Annotated in this window: 19 protein-coding genes; 12 read left to right on the forward strand and 7 right to left on the reverse strand. The window is 70.2% G+C overall.

What is annotated here, in order from left to right; translation table 11 throughout:
- Positions 1–69 precede the first annotated feature (69 nt).
- Complete coding sequence (locus OG609_RS38260; protein WP_327277006.1) at positions 70–1,260, forward strand: glycosyltransferase; 1,191 nt, start codon at positions 70–72, stop codon at positions 1,258–1,260.
- Here the strand turns inward: OG609_RS38260 and OG609_RS38265 are convergent.
- Genes OG609_RS38265 through gmd form a run of 5 tightly spaced genes read right to left on the reverse strand, consistent with a single transcriptional unit; the run spans position 1,232 to position 6,324 of the window.
- Positions 1,232–2,059, reverse strand: a complete 828-nt coding sequence (locus tag OG609_RS38265; protein WP_327277007.1) for a glycosyltransferase family 2 protein — start codon at positions 2,057–2,059, stop codon at positions 1,232–1,234. The genes OG609_RS38260 and OG609_RS38265 overlap by 29 nt on opposite strands.
- A complete protein-coding gene (locus tag OG609_RS38270; protein WP_327277008.1) occupies positions 2,056–2,751 on the reverse strand; it encodes a hypothetical protein in 696 nt (231 codons plus the stop codon). Before OG609_RS38270 ends, OG609_RS38265 begins: the two co-directional genes overlap by 4 nt.
- On the reverse strand, positions 2,748–5,009 hold the full coding sequence (locus OG609_RS38275) for a LamG domain-containing protein (protein ID WP_327277009.1): 2,262 nt from the start codon (positions 5,007–5,009) through the stop codon (positions 2,748–2,750). The genes OG609_RS38270 and OG609_RS38275 overlap by 4 nt, the downstream gene beginning before the upstream one ends.
- Entirely contained in the window at positions 5,006–5,314 is a 309-nt protein-coding gene (locus OG609_RS38280) for a hypothetical protein (RefSeq protein WP_327277010.1), read from the reverse strand. Before OG609_RS38280 ends, OG609_RS38275 begins: the two co-directional genes overlap by 4 nt.
- On the reverse strand, positions 5,311–6,324 hold the full coding sequence (gmd, locus tag OG609_RS38285; protein ID WP_327277011.1) for a GDP-mannose 4,6-dehydratase: 1,014 nt from the start codon (positions 6,322–6,324) through the stop codon (positions 5,311–5,313). The genes OG609_RS38280 and gmd overlap by 4 nt, the downstream gene beginning before the upstream one ends.
- 114 nt (positions 6,325–6,438) lie before the next feature.
- Here gmd and OG609_RS38290 point away from each other — a divergent pair, with 114 nt between their 5' ends.
- The gene (locus OG609_RS38290) at positions 6,439–7,422 is read left to right on the forward strand and encodes a GDP-L-fucose synthase family protein (protein ID WP_327277012.1); all 984 of its coding nucleotides are present in this window, start codon (positions 6,439–6,441) and stop codon (positions 7,420–7,422) included.
- A gap of 114 nt (positions 7,423–7,536) precedes the next feature.
- On the opposite strand, the gene OG609_RS38295 is transcribed toward OG609_RS38290, so the two are convergent.
- A complete protein-coding gene (locus OG609_RS38295) occupies positions 7,537–9,084 on the reverse strand; it encodes a sugar transferase (RefSeq protein ID WP_385647961.1) in 1,548 nt (515 codons plus the stop codon).
- Positions 9,085–9,419: 335 nt separating this feature from the next.
- Between OG609_RS38295 and OG609_RS38300 the strand changes: the two genes are divergently transcribed.
- The 10 genes from OG609_RS38300 to OG609_RS38345 all read left to right on the forward strand — a co-directional run bounded on the left by OG609_RS38300 (position 9,420) and on the right by OG609_RS38345 (position 19,586).
- Complete coding sequence (locus OG609_RS38300; RefSeq protein WP_327277014.1) at positions 9,420–10,679, forward strand: FAD-binding protein; 1,260 nt, start codon at positions 9,420–9,422, stop codon at positions 10,677–10,679.
- Positions 10,680–10,852: 173 nt separating this feature from the next.
- Positions 10,853–11,152, forward strand: a complete 300-nt coding sequence (locus tag OG609_RS38305; protein WP_327277015.1) for a DUF1876 domain-containing protein — start codon at positions 10,853–10,855, stop codon at positions 11,150–11,152.
- A gap of 16 nt (positions 11,153–11,168) precedes the next feature.
- On the forward strand, positions 11,169–11,726 hold the full coding sequence (locus OG609_RS38310) for a (2Fe-2S)-binding protein (RefSeq protein ID WP_327277016.1): 558 nt from the start codon (positions 11,169–11,171) through the stop codon (positions 11,724–11,726).
- The gene (locus tag OG609_RS38315; RefSeq protein ID WP_327277017.1) at positions 11,723–14,110 is read left to right on the forward strand and encodes a xanthine dehydrogenase family protein molybdopterin-binding subunit; all 2,388 of its coding nucleotides are present in this window, start codon (positions 11,723–11,725) and stop codon (positions 14,108–14,110) included. The genes OG609_RS38310 and OG609_RS38315 overlap by 4 nt, the downstream gene beginning before the upstream one ends.
- Positions 14,107–14,970: an FAD binding domain-containing protein gene (locus OG609_RS38320; RefSeq protein WP_327277018.1), complete on the forward strand. Its 864-nt coding sequence runs from the start codon at positions 14,107–14,109 to the stop codon at positions 14,968–14,970. The genes OG609_RS38315 and OG609_RS38320 overlap by 4 nt, the downstream gene beginning before the upstream one ends.
- Positions 14,971–14,973: 3 nt before the next feature.
- On the forward strand, positions 14,974–15,891 hold the full coding sequence (locus tag OG609_RS38325) for an AAA family ATPase (protein ID WP_327277019.1): 918 nt from the start codon (positions 14,974–14,976) through the stop codon (positions 15,889–15,891).
- Between the two features lie 3 nt (positions 15,892–15,894).
- A complete protein-coding gene (locus tag OG609_RS38330) occupies positions 15,895–17,043 on the forward strand; it encodes a vWA domain-containing protein (protein ID WP_327277020.1) in 1,149 nt (382 codons plus the stop codon).
- Positions 17,036–18,148, forward strand: a complete 1,113-nt coding sequence (locus OG609_RS38335) for an XdhC/CoxI family protein (RefSeq protein WP_327277021.1) — start codon at positions 17,036–17,038, stop codon at positions 18,146–18,148. Before OG609_RS38330 ends, OG609_RS38335 begins: the two co-directional genes overlap by 8 nt.
- 52 nt (positions 18,149–18,200) lie before the next feature.
- Entirely contained in the window at positions 18,201–18,911 is a 711-nt protein-coding gene (locus OG609_RS38340; protein ID WP_327277022.1) for an SRPBCC family protein, read from the forward strand.
- 51 nt (positions 18,912–18,962) lie between these two features.
- Complete coding sequence (locus OG609_RS38345) at positions 18,963–19,586, forward strand: DUF6629 family protein (protein WP_327277023.1); 624 nt, start codon at positions 18,963–18,965, stop codon at positions 19,584–19,586.
- Here the strand turns inward: OG609_RS38345 and OG609_RS38350 are convergent.
- Complete coding sequence (locus tag OG609_RS38350; protein WP_327277024.1) at positions 19,583–20,434, reverse strand: SCO6745 family protein; 852 nt, start codon at positions 20,432–20,434, stop codon at positions 19,583–19,585. The genes OG609_RS38345 and OG609_RS38350 overlap by 4 nt on opposite strands.

Below are 20,434 nucleotides of genomic sequence, written 5' to 3' on the forward strand. Positions count from 1 at the left end.
GAATCAACCCACTTGGGGGGTTTGGATGACTAGTCTGTAAAAGGTCGGCCGAGGTTGAGGGGAACCCTGGTGAAGATCCTGCACGTCGTCACACTGCACACCCCGGACCATGCGTTCGGCGGCCCGACAAGGGTGGCGCTCAACCTGTCGAAGGTCCAGCGGGCCGGGGGCGACGACGCCCGCATCATGGCACTGGGCGACGGCTTCGAAGGCCGACTGCCGCGCGAGGTCGAGGGAGTACCGGTCCATCTCTTCCAGGCCCGCCATCTGCTCCCCATGTTCGAGGTCAGCGGGATCACCTCCGGTGCGCTCCTGCTCGCCGCCCGGCGAATGATGCGCGGTGCCGATCTCGTCCATGTCCATCTGATGCGCGACCTGGTGACGCTGCCGGCTGCGCTGCTCGCCCTGGCCTCCCGCACACCCCTGGTCGTCCAGACCCACGGCATGGTGGACCCGACCGAGAAGCGGGTTGCCCAGCTGACCGATCTGCTGGGGGTACGCAAGGTGCTCCGCGACGCCGACGCCGTGCTGCACCTGACCGAGAGGGAACGCCTCGATGTGAACGCCGTTGCCGCACCGGTGCCGTTGACCCGCACCGTACGGCTGGTCAACGGCGTACGGCCGCAGGAGCTGGGGCCGGCCCGGGAGCCGGGGCGGCCGCCGACGGTCCTCTTCCTGGCTCGGATCCAGGAGCGCAAACGCCCCGAGGACTTCGTCGCCGCGATGCCCGCAGTCCTGGCCGAGCATCCCGACGCCCGGTTCGTGCTGGCCGGCCCCGACACCGGAGCGCTGCCCGCAACCCTCGAACTCGCCCACAAACTGGGGGTGATGGACTCACTCGACCATGTGGGAGCGCTCGACCACGAAGAGGTCCTGGCTGCGGGGCGGCGGGCCGATGTGTACGTACTGCCGTCGATCGAGGAACCCCTGGGCGTATCGGTCCTCGAAGCGATGTCGGTCGGCACCCCCGTGGTCATCACCCGCACCTGTGGCCTCGGTCTCGATGTGGCGAAGGCCGGGGCGGGCCGGGTGATCGACAGCAGGGTCGGCGAGGACGGGAAGAACGCGGCCAAGGTCGCAGGGGCGATTCTGGAACTCCTGGAGCCCGAGGCCAACGCCCGTGCCGGAAAGGCTGCTTGGAACCTGGTCAATGAGCACTTCACCATCGACGTCGTGACCCGGACCCTCCGGCGGACCTACGAGGACGTGGTCCGCCGGAAGGGCCACCGGGTCAAACGGTCTTCCCCTCACGGGACTTGAGCGCGATCTGCCAGCGGTAGAAGCTCATCGCCAGCGCGAAGTCGAAGCCCGCCCGCCCGTCGAGGAACCCCCGCCGGTACACATACATGTACGCGAAGGACACCAAAGGCTTGAAGGGCGCCTTGTGGAACAGTTGCCCCTGGCGCGACTTCACCCTCCGCACCTGCTCCTTGACCTCGGGGTGGTGCTCCAGCCACGCCTCCCAGTCCGAGTACCGGTTGTGCCGCTCGAACCAGGCGGTGACCGGGTCGAGGTCCTGGTGCTCGATGGGATTGCGGAGCGAGCCGGCCGACTCGGCGACCGGCTGGTAGTGGCCCTCGACCTCGCCGATGCCCGGCGCTTCGAGATCCCCGACCTCCGGGTACCGGCAGCGGGTGCGGTCGGTCAGTGACCGCTTGCGGATGGTGTAGCCGTGCCGCAGCCGCCTCCCGGAGAACCAGTAACCCAGTGGTATGTCGTACGCCGCGGGCTTCGGCGCACCGGGATCGGCGAAGATACTCCGCAGTTCGGCCAGCAGACCAGGACTGAGCCGCTCGTCCCCGTCGAGCAGCAGAATCCAGTCCAGGTCCGTGCGGACATGGTCCAGGCACCACTGCTTCTTGCGCGGATGACCGCCGTCCCAGGTGTACGTGATCACCTCGGCCCCGCACTCCTCGGCGATCTTCGCCGTGTCGTCCGTACTGTGCGAGTCGACGACGACGACCGCCTCGAAGTGGCCGAGCACCGACTTCACCGCCTCGGCGATGTTCAGCCCCTCGTTCTTCGTGGGGATCGCCACGGCTATCGGCAGCTTGCTCATCCATGGTCTCCTTCGGGCAGCCAGGCGTAGCAGCCTGTGGAGGTGAAGGCGCGGGCCGCCTTCGGGATGGTGATCTCGGCCCGCTTCCCGGAGGCGGAGGAGCCCGACACCAGGTTCTTGCCGTTCGCTCCGGTGATCTGCCAGGTGCAGTTCTCGGTGGGAGTGACGTCGTGGTAGCGGCCGGACCGGATCTGCTCGTCCTTGTACGTGCCGTCCGCGTACCCCCGCGAGGCCTCCCGCACCAGCTCTTCGTGCTGGGTGCAGAGGTGCTCGACGGCGGGTTCCGCATCGGCGATCTCGCCCGTCACGATCGCGCCGACCGCCGTGTCCCGGTCGACCTTCACGAGGTACGTCAGCTTGTCGCAGGTCTCCTGACCGGTCTGGAGCACGGCCGCCGGGTCCATGCCCTTGGGCACACGGTTGACCAGATACTCTTTCTGGTTCTTGTTGAACGAGCCCGTGGCCGGGGTGAGTTCATCGGTGGGCAGCTTCGGTGGCTCGCTCGTCCGCGGAGCCGAAGGGCCACTGGGTGAGGTGGCGCCGGGACCTGCCGAGGGCGCCGTGACGGGGGTCCGGGTGGCCGATGGCCTTTCATCGCTCGCCGCCTCGTGCCCGTCGGAGGACGAGCCGCAGGCGGCCAGCGCCGCCGTCAGTACGACGACGGCGGCGCCGGCCGGGAACGGGTACCTCATCCACCCGTCCTCAGGGCGTAGTGGGCGCTGACCTGCGAGCTGCTCAGCGCGGTCGGGTAGACGGCGGTCTCGTCGATCTGCCCGGCGAAGAAGCTGCTCGTCGGCTGGTTCGGCCAGTTGTTCAGGTTGTCGCCGCCCACCCTCCAGTAGCCGCTGTAGTTCTCATTGCCGGTGTACAGGGCGTTCGAGGCGCGGAGCTGCCCGTCCACGTACAGCGACATGCCGCCGGTGCCCTGCGTGGCGACGACATGGTGCCAGGCGCCGTCGTTGTAGGCGGCAGGCGTCGTGATGGCCCTGGTGCCGCCGCTGTAGACCCCGAAGATCAGCCGCCCGTCATTGCGCATGTACACATGCTTGTCGTACTGGTTGCTGTTCTGCATGGTCACATTGCCGAAGCCGATGATCTTCCCTCCCCTGGTGGTTGTCGTCTTGATCCATGTCTCCACCGAGAACCTGGTGGGCTGCGCATGACGCTTGTTGCTGTACGCGTACTGGTTCGATCCGTTGAAGCCGATCGCGGTTGAGGCACCCGCCACAGCGGCCGGAGTCTGCCGGTAGGCGGGGGAGTTGCGCAGGAATCCGTTGTCCAGCCCGCTGCCGGTGTCTGCGGCGAAGGTCGAGGTGCCTTCGTCGTAGCGCCAGTACAGCGAAGCACCGTCCGCCAGCACCCTGGCGGGGTACTTCTCGGCGGTTGACGCCACGGTGGCGGACAGGGCGGGCGACTTGGCACTGGTGTTGGTGCCGTCGCTCGCACTGATCCGGTACGAGTGGGTCTCACCCGCGGCCACGTCCGTATCGGTCCACCTCAGCTGTGGCCGGTCCCAGAACAGCGAGTACCCCGTCGTGGTGTACACCGGGGTGCTCGCACCGTCCTTGTAGATCCGGTAGGTGAGCTCACCGTCGTCGGCGTCGAAGCTCGTCTGCCAATTGACCTCCACCTTGCCCGCGGCAACGGTGGACAGGCTGACGTTCGGCACCCACGGCGCCCCGGTGTCGGGGCCGTCGGCGAACCGGGTGAGGCCCTGCTGCGCGGAGCCGTTGACGGTGGTGAACTCGCCGCCCACCCACAGATAGTGATGGCCGCCCTTGTCGGTCTGCGCCATCACCCGCGGTCCGACCGGCTCCCCGATGCCGTCGTTGGTGTCCGGGAACCAGGGGAGCAGCTTCGGGTCGTCGACGGACTGGGCCAGCAGATGCTTGCGCGGCTGGTCCGGGAACTCACCCATGCTGGCGCAGTCGTGCGCGTGACTGCCGCTGTACAGAACGCCGTTGTGCACGAGGACGGCCTGGGTGGCGCCCAGGCAGGTGTCCCGCCAGCGCTGCTCGAAGTTGCTGAGGTTCAGCGCGATCCGGCCGTCGAAGACACCGCCTCCGGTGCCCTCGTTGGCGGTGTAGAAGCCGGTGGCATCCGTGGTCAGGTCCTGCACCGTGGAGGTGTTCGGAATGAAGCCGGCCGGGTAGCTCTTGGCGACGGCACCGGTGGTGGCATCCACGACGGCCAGCGCGTGCGAGGTGGTGCCGTTGACGGTGAAGAAGTCACCGCCGATCAGCACGTGTTTCTGATCGGGTGTCAGCTCCACGGCCCGGCCCACCTCGTCGGTGTTGGCCGTCCACGGCTTCAGCGCGGCGCCCGTGGTGACCGCGGCGAACTTGTTCCGGGTCTGCCCCGCCACTGTGTTGAAGTCACCGCCCAGATAGACGGTGTCGGCCGTGACGGCCAGCGCCCGTACCGTCGCGGAGACGGAGACCTTGAAGTTCTGGCGCGGGGTGCAGGTCGCGGTGTCGATCGCGGCGATATTGCTCACTCCGACCCCGCTCACCGCCCCGAACTGCCCGCCGACGTACAGGGTCTTCTGATCGGGGGAGAGTGCGAGGGCCCGTACGGTCGCTGTCCCCGACGAGAGCGTGAACGACAGACTGCAGCCGGTCGGTGCACCGGTTGCCGCATCGAACGCGGCGAAGTTCACCGCGGGCTGTTCGGAGGTTCCGGCGGCCGCGTCCGGTGGCCGGACGGTGGAGAAGGTCCCGCCGGTGTACACGACACCGGCGTCCGACGCGGCCATCGACCAGACGATGCCGTTGGTCTGCCAGGTGGTGAGGTCGTCCGCGGTCAGGGAGACCGGCGGTGTGAGGGCCGCGGCCGGGGAGCCCCCGGACGCGGCGGCGGTCAGGGCTCCGGCGAGCAGGCAGAGCGCGGCGGCCGCGGCACGTGCCCTGCCGCGTCCGATGGGTCTGCGCCCCGTACTTCCGTTCATCATTCAGCTCCGAAGGTGAGAACGAGCTGCGGCCGGAAGGCCGCGGTTCCTGCCTCGTCCGACCGGCGGCGGAGACTGTCCGTCCCGCTGCCGGCGAGGGCGAGTGAGTGGTCCGGGCCCGGGGCCCGGACCGGTGCGGACGCGCTCGGGTCCACCGGGCAGCCGGTGGAGAGCGAGGTCGTGCCCGTATTGGTCCCCGGCACGGTCGTGGGGTGCGACGGCCGGGTGCTGTGGGTGATTGCCGAACCGGTCGACATACCGGTGACCGGCAGGGCGGTGCGGCTGTCGGATGTGCCCGGATCTCTCATCGGTCCACCCGCACAGCCGCTCCGGCGAGTTGGTCGGACAGCTGACGGACGTCCGCTTCGACCATGATCCTGGCGAGCTCCTGCGATTTCACGGCCGGTTTCCAGCCGAGCAGTTCCTCGGCCTTGGTGGCATCACCGATCAGCGCGTCGACCTCGCTGGGGCGCTCGTATTTGGCGTCGTAGCGGACGTGCTCCCGCCAGTCCAGGCCGGCGTGCGCGAAGGCGTACTCCAGGAACTGCCGGACGCTGACACCCTCGCCGGTGGCCACCACATAGTCGTCCGGGGTGTCGCACTGCAGCATGCGCCACATCGCGTCGACGTACTCGGGGGCGTAGCCCCAGTCGCGCACGGCATCGAGGTTGCCCAGATGGAGGTGGGTCTGCAGACCCGCCCTGATCCTGGCCACCCCACGAGTGATCTTCCGGGTCACGAACGTCTCGCCGCGGCGCGGGGACTCGTGGTTGAAGAGAATCCCGTTGACCGCGAACATCCCGTACGCCTCACGGTAGTTGACGGTCGCCCAGTACGAATAGACCTTGGCGACGCTGTACGGGCTCCGCGGATGGAAGGGGGTCTTCTCGTTCTGCGGCGGAGGGGTGGCGCCGAACATCTCCGACGAGGACGCCTGGTAGATACGGGTGTCGATGCCGCTCGCGCGGACGGCCTCCAGCAGCCGGATGGTGCCGAGACCGGTGATGTCGCCGGTGTACAGCGGAGCGTCGAACGAGACGCGGACGTGCGACTGCGCACCCAGGTTGTAGACCTCGTCCGGCCGGATGTCGCGCAGCAGATTCACCAGCGCGACCCCGTCGGCGAGGTCGGCGTGATGCAGGACGAACGAACGGTTCTCTTCCTCCGGTCCCTGGTAGATGTGGTCGATCCGCTCGGTGTTGAAGCTCGACGAGCGGCGTATCAGTCCATGGACCGTGTACCCCTTGTCGAGCAGCAGCTCGGACAGGTACGAACCGTCCTGTCCGGTCACGCCGGTGATGAGTGCGGTCTTCGCCACGACTCCCCCCTCTGTGTTCGCCTGAAAGGCTGTTGGTTCTCACCGAAATATCGGAATTGAGCGATCTGCGGCAAAACGTCACCACCGCCTGCGGCTGCTGGCACAATCCGAGCCATGACGACTGATCTCCCCGGCCCTCCCCAGGAATCCGTCCGCCCCCTCCTACGACCCGGCGCCCGCATATTCGTCGCGGGCCACCGCGGTCTGGTCGGTTCGGCGGTGGTACGCCGCCTCACCGCCGCGGGACACGAGGTGATCACCCGCGATCGCGATCACCTCGATCTGCGCGACGCCGCGCGGACCGAGGCATTTCTCCGCGAGGTCCGTCCGGACGCAGTGGTGCTGGCCGCCGCCAGGGTCGGCGGGATCATGGCCAACAGCACGTATCCGGTGCAGTTCCTCGAAGACAATCTGCGTATCCAGCTGAGCGTCATCGCCGGAGCACATGCCGCCGGGGTCGAGCGGCTGCTCTTCCTCGGCTCGTCCTGCATCTACCCGAAGCGATCCCCGCAGCCGATCCCCGAAAGCGCCCTGCTCACCGGCCCGTTGGAGCCGACGAACGAGGCATACGCACTGGCCAAGATCGCCGGAATCGTGCAGACCCAGTCCTACCGCCGACAGTACGGAGCCTCGTACATCAGCGCCATGCCCACCAACCTCTACGGCCCGGGCGACAACTTCGACCTGGAGACCTCGCACGTACTGCCGGCGCTGATCCGCCGCTTCCACGAGGCGCGACGCGACGGCTCGCCCGCGGTCACGCTCTGGGGCTCCGGCAGCCCGCGCCGCGAATTCCTGCACGTCGACGATCTGGCCGCCGCGTGCCTCCTGCTGCTGGAGTGCTACGACGGTGACGAGCCCGTCAACGTCGGCTGCGGGAAGGACCTGACGATCCGTGAACTTGCCGAAATGATAGGCGATGTGACGGACTACCAGGGTTCTCTCGAATGGGACACGTCGAAGCCCGACGGCACCCCGCGCAAGCTGCTCGACGTCTCCCGGCTCACCTCCCTCGGCTTCGCACCGCAGATTCCACTGCGCGACGGGATCGCTCGTACCTACGCATGGTGGCTGGAGCGGCAGACCGCACAGGTCTGAGCGGACCCGACGGGCCGACCGGCACGGGCCGGCCGCCGCAACGCGACGGCCGCCCCTCCCTCCGGCCCCGCGCAGCCGGAGGTTTCGCACTCTTCGCATCGACGGCCGCCGCACTCAGTACGCCCCGCGGCCGTCGGTGACGGCACGCAGCGTGCGGGCCATGAGTCCCATGTCCGTGGCCACCGACCAGTTGTCGACGTACCACAGGTCGAGCGAGACGGTCTCCTGCCAGGACAGGTCCGAGCGCCCGCTGACCTGCCACAGACCGGTCAGTCCCGGCCTGACCGCGAGCCGGCGGAGCTCGCGCTCGTCGTAGCGGGACACCTCATCCGGCAGTGGAGGCCGAGGGCCGACCAGCGACATGTCGCCCCGGAGCACATTGAGCAGTTGCGGCAGTTCGTCGAGAGATGTCCGGCGCAGCAGACGGCCGATCCCGGTCACCCGGGGGTCGCGGCGCATCTTGAACATCGGGCCGTCGTTCTCGTTCGCCGTGACCAGCTGAGCCTTGTGGCTCTCGGCGTTCACCACCATCGTCCGGAACTTCCACATGGTGAACGGCCGGTTGTGCTGCCCGTGGCGGATCTGGCGGTGGAGGGCCGGCCCGTTCGAGCCGAGACGCACCGCCGCCCCGATCAGGAGCAGCAGGGGTGCGAGAACGAGCAGACCGAGTGCGGCGCCGGTACGGTCCACCATGGCCTTCAGGACCATCTGTGGTCCCCGGCGCAGCGGCGGCGCGATGTGCAGCAGGGTCACCCCGGCCGCCGCGGACGGCCGTACCCGGCCGGCCGCGATGCCCGAGAGCTCCGACAGCACGGACAGCGGAAGCCCGCCGTCGTGCAGCCCCCAGGAGAGCCGGCGCAGCCGCTCCTCGGAGAGCTGCGGCCCGGGCACCACCAGAGCCAGGTCCGCGTCATGGGTGAAGGCTCCGCCCAGCACGGTCGACGCATCGTCGTCGGCCGGCGCCGGTGCGAGCCGGCCCGGCACCTGGACCTCGCACTCCAGCGGCGCGGTCCCCACCGGTATGGCGGCCACGACCGAGTACGGATGGTCCGCACGGGAACCGAGCAGCTGCACCGCGCGTTCCACCCCCGGAGCCTCACCGACCACCAGCACCCGCCGGACCGCCCGCTGCTGCCGCCCCGGCCAGGGCAACCGCCGCACCCCCCATATCGCAATGCCTACGAGCAGGCCGGGCAGCAGGGCCACGACCGCCGTCGCAGGATCGGCCGAATCGCCGGTCATGGTCCTCAGCACGGCGAGTACACCGATGAGCAGCAGCCAGTCGCCTGTCGTGCTCAGTACCCCCGGCGGATCGCCCGGAGGCCGGTCCGCGTACCGGCCGCGCGCGGCCCGCACACCGGACCACGCGAGCGCGGCCACGGCCGCGGCGACCGCGGCCCGCGACTGCCCGCCGGCTCGCAGTACGAGCCATGCCGGAATCCCCAGGCCGACAAGTTCGGCCCCGATGACGACCGGCAGACACCGGCCCGTCCTTCTCTTCGTCGCGGCCGGTCCTGAACGTTCGCGCTGTACGGTCGGCGCCCTCCACGGATCGTCGAGTTCCTTGTTGCGAGGCCGATTTGAAGCAGTGCGCGGACGAGGCGCCCCCGCCAGTCCCACAGGTCCTGATCTGTCCGAATCGGGTAGCTCGACATGCCCCATGAACCCCCCAGTCACAGTTGCATCGCCACAAACGGGGCGCATCCGCCGATCCCATGGACTGACGGATGCGCGCTCGCTCGCTGCACGATATCCACACACGTGCCATTTCGCTGGAGTTCCAGTGAAGTTCAGACATGCGCACTGGCTCGGAACTCGTCCCGTTCCGGGCTGGATCTCTTGGTCTGTGGGCGACTGTTCGCATTTGGAAGGTGCCGGAATCGGATGGTGTGCGGACATGTACGTCACCAGTTGCATGGCTCCACCAACAGGTTTGTCTGGGAGGATGCACCGTCGGGATCACGACACCAGGCCATGAGCGAAAGTGGGGACGTGCGGTGACTCCCGCGGAGAAGAACTGGGCCGGAAACATCACGTTCGGCGCGCGGCGGCTGAGTATGCCCCGCTCCGAGGCCGAACTGCGGGAGACGGTGTCCGCCTCGACCGCGGTACATGCGCTCGGAACCCGGCACTCCTTCAATACCGTCGCCGACACACGCGGCGATCTGGTGTCGGTGGCCGGGCTGCCCCGCAGGGTCGAGATCGACCGGGAGGCAGGGGCGGTCACCGTCGCCGCGGGGCTGCGTTTCGGGGAGTTCGCCGACGCACTGCACGAGAACGGGTACGCCCTGCACAACCTCGGTTCGCTGCCGCACATCTCGGTCGCCGGGGCCTGCGCGACCGGAACCCACGGCTCGGGAGTCGGTAACAGTTCCATCGCGGGGGCCGTCCGGGCGCTGGACATGGTCACGGCCGACGGCCGGAACGTGTCACTGAGGCGTGGAGACGCGGACTTTCCCGGAGCCGTGGTGGCCATGGGCGCGCTGGGCGTGGTGACCGCGCTGACGCTGGACGTGGTGCCCGCCTTCGACGTACAGCAGTGGGTCTACGAGGATCTGCCGGAGTCCCGGCTCACGGACAGTTTCGACGAGGTGATGTCGGCCGCGTACAGCGTCAGTGTCTTCACCGACTGGCGTGAGGGGCCGCTCAACCAGGTGTGGCTCAAGCAGCGGGTGGGTTCCGACGGTCCGCAGCGGGCGCCCGAGGAGTGGCTCGGCGCGCGGCTCGCGGACGGGCCGCGCCATCCGATCGCCGGGATGCCGGCCGAGAACTGCACCCGCCAGCAGGGCGTTGCCGGACCGTGGCACCGGCGCCTTCCGCACTTCCGCCTGGAGTTCACCCCCAGCAACGGGGACGAACTGCAGTCGGAGTACTTCGTGGCCCGGCAGGACGCGCCTTCGGCGTACGAGGCACTGGGCCGGCTCCGGGAGCGGATCGCCCCGCTGCTGCAGATCACCGAGATCCGCACCGTCGCCCGCGACGATCTGTGGCTGAGCCCGGCGGGCGGCAGGGACTCGGTGGCCTTTCACTTCACCTGGGTGCCGGACACGGCCGTCGTCACACCGGTGCTCGGGGCGATCGAGGAGGCCCTGGCACCGTTCGGTGCGCGGCCGCACTGGGGCAAGGTGTTCACCACCACCCCCGGGACACTGCGCACGCTGTACGGGAAGTACGCCGATTTTGAGCGGCTGACGGCCCGGTTCGACCCGGAGGGCAAGTTCCGGAACGACTTCCTGGCGTGCCACTTCCTCCGTTGAGCGGCCATCCGCAGCGGTGTCCCGGCCGCCCGGGGGAGCGAGGTCAGAGGCTGTCGCGGTCGTCCTCGCAGGACGAGCCGGAACGCGCGAACGGGCCCGGCCGGGTGGATCCTGGTGACAGGACGGCGTCGTGGCGGCGGACCGAGGCCGGGCGCGGTCGCAGGAGGTGCGCGATGACTCGCACGCTGGAGTGGCAGGTCCGCGTCGGTCTGTCCGAGGAGGACGGTACGACCAGGGCCGAGGCGGTACTGGACACCGGCTCCGCAAAGCTCATCGGACATGGGGTCGCCCGCTGCAACCCGCAGGACGTGGACGTTCCCGTCATCGGCGACGAACTCGCGGCGAGCCGCGCCATGAAGGACGTCGCCGCGCAGTTGATGAAGGCCGCCGACCATGAACTGGAAACGGTCGGAGCCGGACCCGCGAGCGGGCCGGTCGCACCGCCGTACGCATGGTCCGACACCACGGCCTGAGCCCTGGGGAGGGCATATGACCCGCATCTCGATGACGGTGGACGGCACGAGGTACGAGGACGAGGTCGAGCCCCGGCTGCTGCTGGTCCACTACCTCCGCGACCACCTGGGGCTCACCGGCACGCCCGTCGGCTGTGACACCAGCAACTGCGGGGCGTGCACCGTCGAACTCGACGGCGACAGTGTCAAGAGCTGCTCCGTACTGGCCGTGCAGGCCGATGGCGGCGAAGTGACGACCGTCCAGGGGCTCGCCTCCGACGGCGAGTGGACGCCGCTGCAGACCGCCTTCCACGAACAGCACGCGCTGCAGTGCGGCTACTGCACCCCAGGCATGATCATGGCGGCCAGGGACCTGCTCAAGGAGAACCCCGGCCCCACTGCGGAGGAGGTCCGTCACGGGCTCGAGGGCAACCTCTGCCGGTGCACCGGCTACCAGAACATCGTGCGCGCCGTCCTGGCGGCGGCAGCCGAGGAGCGCCGCCACGCCCCCGCACCCCAGCCCTCGGACACCGGCCGGCCGATGCCGAGGAGCGGCGCGGCCCCGATCGGCGCCGGGCAGGAGGCCCGGACATGACCGGCCTGATCACCGCCGGGGAATCCCGCCCCGAGGTCGGCCGCTCCCGGATGCGCAAGGAGGACGCCCGCCTCGTCACCGGCCGTACCACCTGGACCGACAACGTCACCGTGCCGGGCCTGCTGCACCTGGCGATCCTGCGCAGCCCCATGGCCCACGCGCGCATCGACCGGGTCGATGTGTCGCCCGCGCTGGAACGTCCGGGGGTGGTCGCCGCCTTCACCGGCCGCGACCTGGCCGGTGAACTCGGCCCCATGCCCTGCGTATGGCCCGTGACGGAGGACATCGTCATGCCCGACCACCCGGCGGTCGCCGTCGACGAGGTCAGGTACGTCGGTGACCCCGTTGCCCTGGTGATCGCCCGCGACCGGTATGCCGCCGCGGACGCTCTGGAGGCCGTGGAGGTCGACTACACACCCCTGCCGCCCGTCCTCGACCTGGAATCCGCACTGGCCGACGGCGCCCCGCTCGTCCACGCCGACAAGGGCACCAACCGCTGCTACACCTGGCCGCTCGCCACGGGCGACTACGCAGCGGAGAAAGCCCGCGCCGACGTCGTACTCCACCGCCGCTACACCCAGCAGCGCCTCATCGCCAATGCCATGGAACCCAGAGCCGTCGTCGCCACACCGCCCACGGCCTCCAGCGAATACACCCTGTACTCCTCGACCCAGGTCCCGCACGTGGCCCGGGTCATCCTGTCCATGGTCACCGAGATCCCCGAACAGAAACTGCGGGTGATCGCCCCGGACGTCGGCGGCGGCTTCGGGTCCAAACTCCAGGTGTACGGGGAGGAGGCCGTCGCCCTCACGCTGGCCAGGAAGCTCGGCCGGCCCGTCAAGTGGACCGAGTCCCGCTCCGAGGGCTACCAGGCCACCCATCACGGCCGCGGCCAGATCCAGGACATCGAGATCGCGGCAGCCGGTGACGGACGAATCCTCGGCCTGGCGGTCGACCTGCTCGCCGACATGGGCGCGTACCTGATGCTGATCACCCCGGGCATTCCGCTGCTCGGCGCGTTCATGTACCCGGGGATCTACAAGATGAACGCATACACGTTCCACTGCACGGGCGTCTTCACCACCAGAACACCGACCGACGCCTACCGCGGCGCCGGCCGCCCCGAAGCGACGTTCGCGATCGAGCGGACCATGGACGAACTCGCGGCCGAACTGGAGCTGGACCCCATCGAGTTGCGCCGCCGCAACTGGATCGGGCACGACGAGTTCCCGTACACCTCCGTCGCCGGACTCACCTACGACAGCGGCAACTACGAAGCGGCCACCGACCGCGCACTCGCCCTCTTCGGCTACGACGACCTGCGCACCGAGCAGCGCGAGCGCAACGCACGGAACGACCCGGTGCGGCTCGGCATCGGCATCTCCACCTTCACCGAGATGTGCGGCCTCGCGCCCAGCCGGGTCCTGCGCGATCTGCGGTACGCCGCCGGGGGCTGGGAGGCAGCCGCCATCCGCATGCTGCCCACGGGAAAGGTCGAGGTCACCACCGGCACCAGCCCGCACGGGCAGGGCCATGCCACCTGCTGGAGCCAGATAGCCTCCGATGTGCTCGGCGTGCCCTTCGACGACATCGCAGTGGTGCACGGCGACACTAGGGCAGTACCGCAGGGCATGGACACCTACGGTTCCCGTTCGCTCGTGGTGGGCGGTCTGGCCGTCCACCACGCCGCGCTGAAGGTGGTGGCCAAGGCCCGCAGGGTCGCCGCACACCTGCTGGAGGCGAACGAGGCCGACCTGGAGTTCTCCGGCGGCATTTTCGCAGTGAAGGGATCGCCGGAGGCGACGAAAACCATCCAGGAAGTGGCCTTTGCGACGTTCTCCTCCCACGATCTGCCCGACGGACTGGAACCGACGATCAATGCCGAGCACCTGGTCGATCCCGACAACTTCTCGTTCCCGCACGGCACCCACCTGTGCGCGATCGAGGTCGACACCGAGACCGGCCGCGCCCGGATCCGCAGCTATGTCTGTGTCGACGACATCGGGAAGGTGATCAACCCGATGATCGTCCAGGGCCAGATCCACGGCGGCCTGGCGCAGGGCATCGCCCAGGCGCTCTACGAGGAGGCGGTGTACGACTCCGAGGGCAACCTGGTCTCCGGAACGATGGCGGACTACCTGGTGCCCTCCGCACCGGACCTGCCGGACTTCGTCACCGACCGCACCGAGACCCCGGCGACATCGAACGCCCTCGGCGTCAAGGGAGTCGGCGAGGCCGGGACCATCGCGTCCACCCCCGCCGTCGTCAACGCGGTCGTGGACGCACTGCGACCGCTCGGTGTGAAGGACGTAGCGATGCCGTGCACACCGCAGCGGATCTGGCAGGCGATCACGGACGCACGGGCCGAGGAGGCGACGGCATGATCCCCGCCGCATTCGACTACGCACGGCCGCAGACCCTCGACGAGGCGGTACGAACGCTGCACGACGGCGGCGAAGACGCGAAGGTCCTGGCGGGCGGACAGAGCCTGATCCCCATCCTGCGGCTGCGCCTCGCCTTCCCCGAACTCCTCGTCGACCTCGGGCGGATCCCGGAGTTGCGCGGCGTCCGCGAGGACACCGACACCGGATCGCTCGTGATCGGAGCCATGACGACCCACCACGACGTCATCCACAACCCGCTGGTGTGCCGCCACGCCGGACTGCTGGCCGCCGCCACCGAGACCGTCGCCGACCCCGCCGTACGGCACCGAGGCACACTCGGCGGTTCGCTCTCCCACGCCGACCCGGCCGGCGACCTCCCGGCGGTGCTGCTCGCCCTCGACGGCGAGATGGTGGCCGCGGGGCCACAGGGCCGACGTACCATCCCGGCACGCGACTTCTTCGTCGACTACCTGCAGACCGCCCTGACGAGGGACGAGGTGCTGGTGGAGATCCGGGTGCCGAGGACCGACGCCTGGGGTTTCCACTACGAGAAGTTCAGCCGGGTCGCCCAGGCCTGGGCGGTCGTCGGTATCGCGGCGCTCGTACGACGCGACGACGGCCACATCGCCGAGGCCCGCATCGGCCTGACCAACATGGGCACCACGCCACTGCGCGCGAGCGCCACCGAGCAGGCGCTCACCGGCGCGGAGGCCGGACCGGCCGCCGTGGCGCGGGCCGCCGAAGCCGCGGCCGAGGGCACTCGCCCGGCCTCCGACCTGTCGGCCTCGCCCGAGTACCGCGAACACCTCGTACGGGTGCTGACCCGGCGTGCGGTGCTGGCCGCGGCCGGGATGGAGTGACAGGTGACGAGTCCGGCGAACGGGGGGAACGGAGCCGACGGGCCGGGGGACGGGCCGGGCGAGCTGCGCGCCCGCCTGGAGGAAACGGGCTACCTCGTCGACGAAGGGCTCGCCATCGCCTGCTTCCTGGCGCTCAGGCTGCACCGGCCGCTGTTCTGCGAGGGCGACGCGGGCGTGGGCAAGACCGCCCTCGCCCCGGCCCTCGCGAAAGTCCTTCACGCACCCCTGATCCGCCTCCAGTGCTACGAGGGCATCGACGCCTCCCAGGCCCTGTACGACTGGGACTTCCCGCGCCAGCTGCTTCATCTGCGGGCCGCCGAAGTCGCCGGGGTCACCGAGCCGGACCGGCTGGAGAGCGAGCTGTACAGCAGACGCTTCCTCGTCGCACGCCCGCTCCTGCAGGCAGTGGAGACCCAGCCGTCGGTTCTGCTCGTCGACGAAGTCGACCGGGCGGATGACGAGTTCGAGGCATTTCTGCTGGAACTCCTCTCCGATTACACGGTCACGGTCCCGGAGCTGGGCACCCTGCGCGCCCTGTCACCCCCCGTCGTCGTACTGACGTCCAACCGCACCAGGGAGGTCCACGACGCACTGAAACGGCGCTGCCTGTACCACTGGTTCGACCACCCGGACTTCGACCGCGAACTCGCCATCGTCCGCAGCCGCCAGCCGCAGGTGACCGCCCGTCTCGCCGAACAAGTCACTGCTGTGGTGCAGCAGTTGCGCACCCAGCATCTGCTCAAGCCGCCCGGAGTGGCCGAAACCATCGACTGGGCCGAGGCCCTCGACGCGCTGGGTGCCACCGAACTGGACGCGGAGCTGGCTTTCGCCACGCTCGGCTCGGTGCTGAAGTACAGGGAGGACGCGGAACGCGCCCGCTCCCTCGACCTGTCCGCGGTCCTCGCGGCGAGGGGAGCGTGAGCCGTGCCCACCGCACCCGCCATCGATGCGACCGCCGTCGCCGTCGGGCTCGCCCGGGCGTTGCGCGCGGCCGGAGTCGCCACCGGCCCCGACCGCACACAGACGTTCCTGGGCGCGCTCGGTCTGCTGCGCCCCGCACTCCGTTCCGACGTCTACTGGGCGGGCCGTCTCACCCTGTGCGGCAGCCGGGACGACCTGGAACGGTACGACCGCGTATTCGCCGCCTGCTTCGACCGGCGCCCGCACCCCCGCGACCCGATGCGGTCCGTGGGCGTACCGAAACCGCAGCCGTGCGTGGCGGCCGCCGCGTCCGGCGCGTCTGACGGCACCGACGCAACGGACGACGACCGAACACCGCCCACGGCGGCCCTGGCAAGCACCGCCGAGGTCCTGCGCCACCGTGACATGGCCGAGCTGACCCCCGCCGAGAGAGCCCAACTACGGCGACTGCTCGCCGCGTTCGCTCTGAGCGGCGAGCCGCGCCGCACCCCCAGGCTGCGACCGGCCCGACGCGGCGGTGTCGATCCCCGACGCACCGTGCGCGAACTCCTGCGGCACGGTGGCGAACCCGCCCGGCTGCGCCACCACACCCCCACCACCAGGCCGCGAAGGGTCGTGCTGCTGCTGGACGTCAGCGGCTCCATGGACCCGTACGCGGATGCCCTGCTGCGCTTCGCACACGCCGCGGCACACGGCGCGGCGGCTCGCACACCCACCGAAGTGTTCACGATCGGCACCCGGCTGACCCGGGTGACCCGCGAGATGGCCCACCGGGATCCGGACGCGGCACTGGCCGCGGTCGCCGACGCGGTCCCCGACCGCAGCGGCGGCACCCGGCTCGGCGAGATGCTGCGAAGCTTCCTCGACCGCTGGGGGCAGCGCTCCTGCGTACGGGGAGCGGTGGTGGTCGTCCTGTCCGACGGCTGGGAGCGGGGCGACCCCGCACTGCTCGCGGCCCAGATGCGCCGACTGCACCGGCTGGCGCACCGCGTGGTGTGGGCCAACCCCCGCAAGGCACGCCCGGGTTACGCACCGCTCGCGGCGGGCATGGCGGCGGCGCTGCCGCACGTGGACGCCTTCGTCGAAGGGCACAGCCTGGCCGCACTGGAGCGGCTGGCGGCAGTGGTGCGAGGGGTGGCCGCCGATGCGTGAGATCCTTCCGGCGCTCAGCCGCTGGTACACCGCCGGGGAGCCGTTCGGGCTCGCCACCGTCGTCGCGGTCAGCCGCAGCGCACCGCGCGGCCCCGGAGCGGCGATGGCCGTGGGCCCGGACGACGAGGTCGTGGGCAGCGTCTCCGGCGGCTGCGTCGAGGGCGCGGTCTTCGAACTGGCCAAGGAGGTCGTGCATACGGGCCGGGCCCAGCTCCAGACCTTCGGCTACAGCGACGAGGACGCCTTCGCCGTCGGCCTCACCTGCGGCGGCGAGATCACCCTCCTCGTGCGTCCCGTGACGGCGGTGTACGACACCTCCTTCGGAGAGGTCGCCGCATCGGTCGCCGAGCACCGCCCGGTGGTGGTCGCCACCGTGACCGACGGACCCGCCCCGCGCGGCGCCGCCCTCGCCGTCTGGCCGGACACCGTCTCCGGATCGCTGGGCGCGAGCGGTCTCGACGCCGCCGTCACAGCCGACGCGCGAGGAGAACTCGCCCAAGGCGCAACCGGCCTACGGCACTACGGCCCCAACGGCGAACGGCGCGAGGACGACGTCACCGTGTTCCTCCAGTCGTTCGCCCCGCCGCCCCGGATGCTGGTCTTCGGCGCCATCGACTTCGCTGCCGCGGTGGCCCGGATCGGTGCGTTCCTCGGCTACCGCGTCACCGTCTGCGACGCCCGTCCCGCCTTCGCCGACCCCCGCCGCTTCCCGGACGGTGCGGAGGTGGTCGTCGACTGGCCGCACCGGTACCTGAGCAACACGGAGATCGACGGGCGGACCGTGATGTGCGTGCTCACCCACGACCCGAAGTTCGACGTCCCGCTGCTGGAGGTGGCCCTGCGCACCCCGGCCGCGTACATCGGCGTGATGGGCAGCCGCCGGACCCATGAGGACCGCCTGGCCCGGCTGCGCGAGACCGGTCTCGGCGAAGCGGAACTGGCCCGGCTGCGCTCGCCCATCGGCCTCGACCTCGGCGCGCGTACCCCCGAGGAGGTGGCCGTCTCGATCGCGGCGGAGATCGTCGCACTGCGCTGGGGCGGCACCGGCAGCCCGCTCGCGGACACGGTCGGGGCGATCCACCCGCCGCGGCTGAAATCCGTATGACTTTCTGGCCCTTGTGAGTTCGTGACCCTGTGATTCGTGTGAGGAGCAGACCATGCAGCTGGAGAACTCATTCACCGTGCCGGTCCCGGTCGACGATGCCTGGCGGGCGCTCCTCGACATCGAACGTGTCTCGCACTGCATGCCGGGTGCGACCGTGGAGGAATTCGACGGCGACACCATCAAGGGCTCCGTGAAGGTGCGGGTGGGACCGATCACCGTGACGTACCGGGGCACGGCGACCTTCCTGGAGAAGGACGAGTCGGCCCACCGCGTGGTCCTGTCCGCACGGGGCAACGAAGTACGGGGCCAGGGCACGGCGAGCGCCACGGTGACCGGCACCCTGGCCGATCACGACGGAGGGACGACGGTCGCCGTGACCACCGACCTGACCGTCACCGGGCGGCCGGCCCAGTTCGGCCGCGGAGTCATGGCCGATGTGAGCGACAAACTCATCGGCCGGTTCGCCGACTGCCTGTCGCAGAAGCTGTCGGCCACGGAAGAACCGTCCACGACAGCACCGGCCACTGCTGCTTCCGCGGCCGACGGTACGCAATCCGCCGCGTCCGACAGCACGCCGATGCGCGAGGCCGAGCCGATCGATCTGCTGCGCACAGCAGCCGGCCCGGTGGCCGGGCGCGCGGCGGGAGCCCTTGCCGTGGTCGCAATCGCGGTACTGGCCGTGATCCTCGCCCGCCGCAGCCGTTGCCGCTGCGGCGGAGTGTGCCGGTCGTGTCACAGCGGGCGCCTGCCGGGAGAGCCGTAGCGTTGCGCACGGAAGAGGCCGAAGCCACAATGCCGGGCCCAGGGGGGAGACATGTGCTGGAGCGCGACCGCCGATCTCGTCGCGGGCACCTGCATCGCCGCCGTCGGAGTGGCGTGCGTCGCGCAGGTGCGCCGGGTCCGTGACCTGCCGCTCGCGGCGTTGCCGCTGCTCCTCGGGGCCCATCAGATCATCGAGTCCGTGATCTGGCGCTCGGGCGGCGGCACCGGGCCCGCCACCCTTGCCTGGGCCGTCATCGCCCTTCCGCTGCTGCCGTTGTGGGTTCCGCTGGGTGTGCTGTGTGCCGCGCCGCCGCACGCCCGACGCCGGTTGCTGGTGCCCCTCGCGGCCGGAATCGCGACCGCTGTCCCGCTCGTGTACTGTCTGGCGACCCGTCCCGTGACCGCAGAGATCCGCGGGCACACCCTCGGCTACGTCCTCGGCCTCCCCGGCTCCCGGCTGCTCGTCGGCGGGTACCTCCTGGCCACGGTGGGCTCACTGCTCCTGGCCGGGGACCGCCTGCTGCGATGGCTCGGCGTGCTGGTCGCGGTCGGGGCCGCAGTCTGTGCGGCCCTTTGGCGGCTGGAGCCCGTCTCGACCTGGTGCGCCTTCGCGGCGGTGTGCTCGGTGATCCTGCTCGGCTGGACCCGCCGACGCCCTGCGGAGCAGTTCGTCTAGATGGACCGGGGCAGGCCGATCGGGTTCGGGAACGGCAGCAGCCCAGCCTCCAGCACCTGCCGGGTCGGCAGCTCCAGAGCGGCGAGCAGCGCGTCCACCATGCTGTCGGTGAGGGGGCGCAGCAGCCGGGCGGCCAGCCGGTCGGTGGTGTCCTCGATCAGGTCCCGTTCCTCACGACCGCGCGGCGTGACAGCCGAGTCCGCGTCGATCAGCCCGCGGGAGCGCAGCCGTTCCTCGGCAGCCGCCCACTCCATGTCGCTCCAGCCCCGGTCGAGCTGGATGCCCTCGCGCGGAACACGGTCGGTGGCGGCGGCGAGAACGAGCGCCTCGGGGGCGTCGAGACCGTGGTCGGCAAGAGTGACGGCGTGCACGTCACCCCGGAACTCCCGCAGTGCGGTGGTGAGTTGCCACAGGCGTTCCACCGGGTCGGCGCGCTCGCACAGCGGGCGGTTCGCGGCGAACAGCGGACGCGCGAGGGCCGATGAGTCCTCGACCATCGCCGCGAGCGGCGGGGTGAGCTGTTCGGCAAGAGTGTCGATGCCGGGGACCAGTCTGCGCAGCGCCCGCGCGGCAAGCTGTGCACGGAGGTCCGTGAGCCTTTCGGGGGTGACGATCTGCCATGCGGCGGGCAGCGCCCGGGCCACCATGCCCGGGGCGAAGACGGCAAGGACAGCGGTCGCGGTCTCGGGGAGGACCGGCCCCATGGGGGCCGTACGGGTGGCGAAGTAGCCCATCCAGAAACCTTTGAGGCCCACGGATCGGCCGATGCCCCGGCACTCCTCGTCGAAGTAGATCACTGAGTGGAGGGGTTCGGTGCGCAGCCACAGCGTGCGGGGTCTCGACTCCAT

The sequence above is a fragment of the Streptomyces sp. NBC_01224 genome, from assembly GCF_036002945.1.
GTDB lineage: Bacteria > Actinomycetota > Actinomycetes > Streptomycetales > Streptomycetaceae > Streptomyces.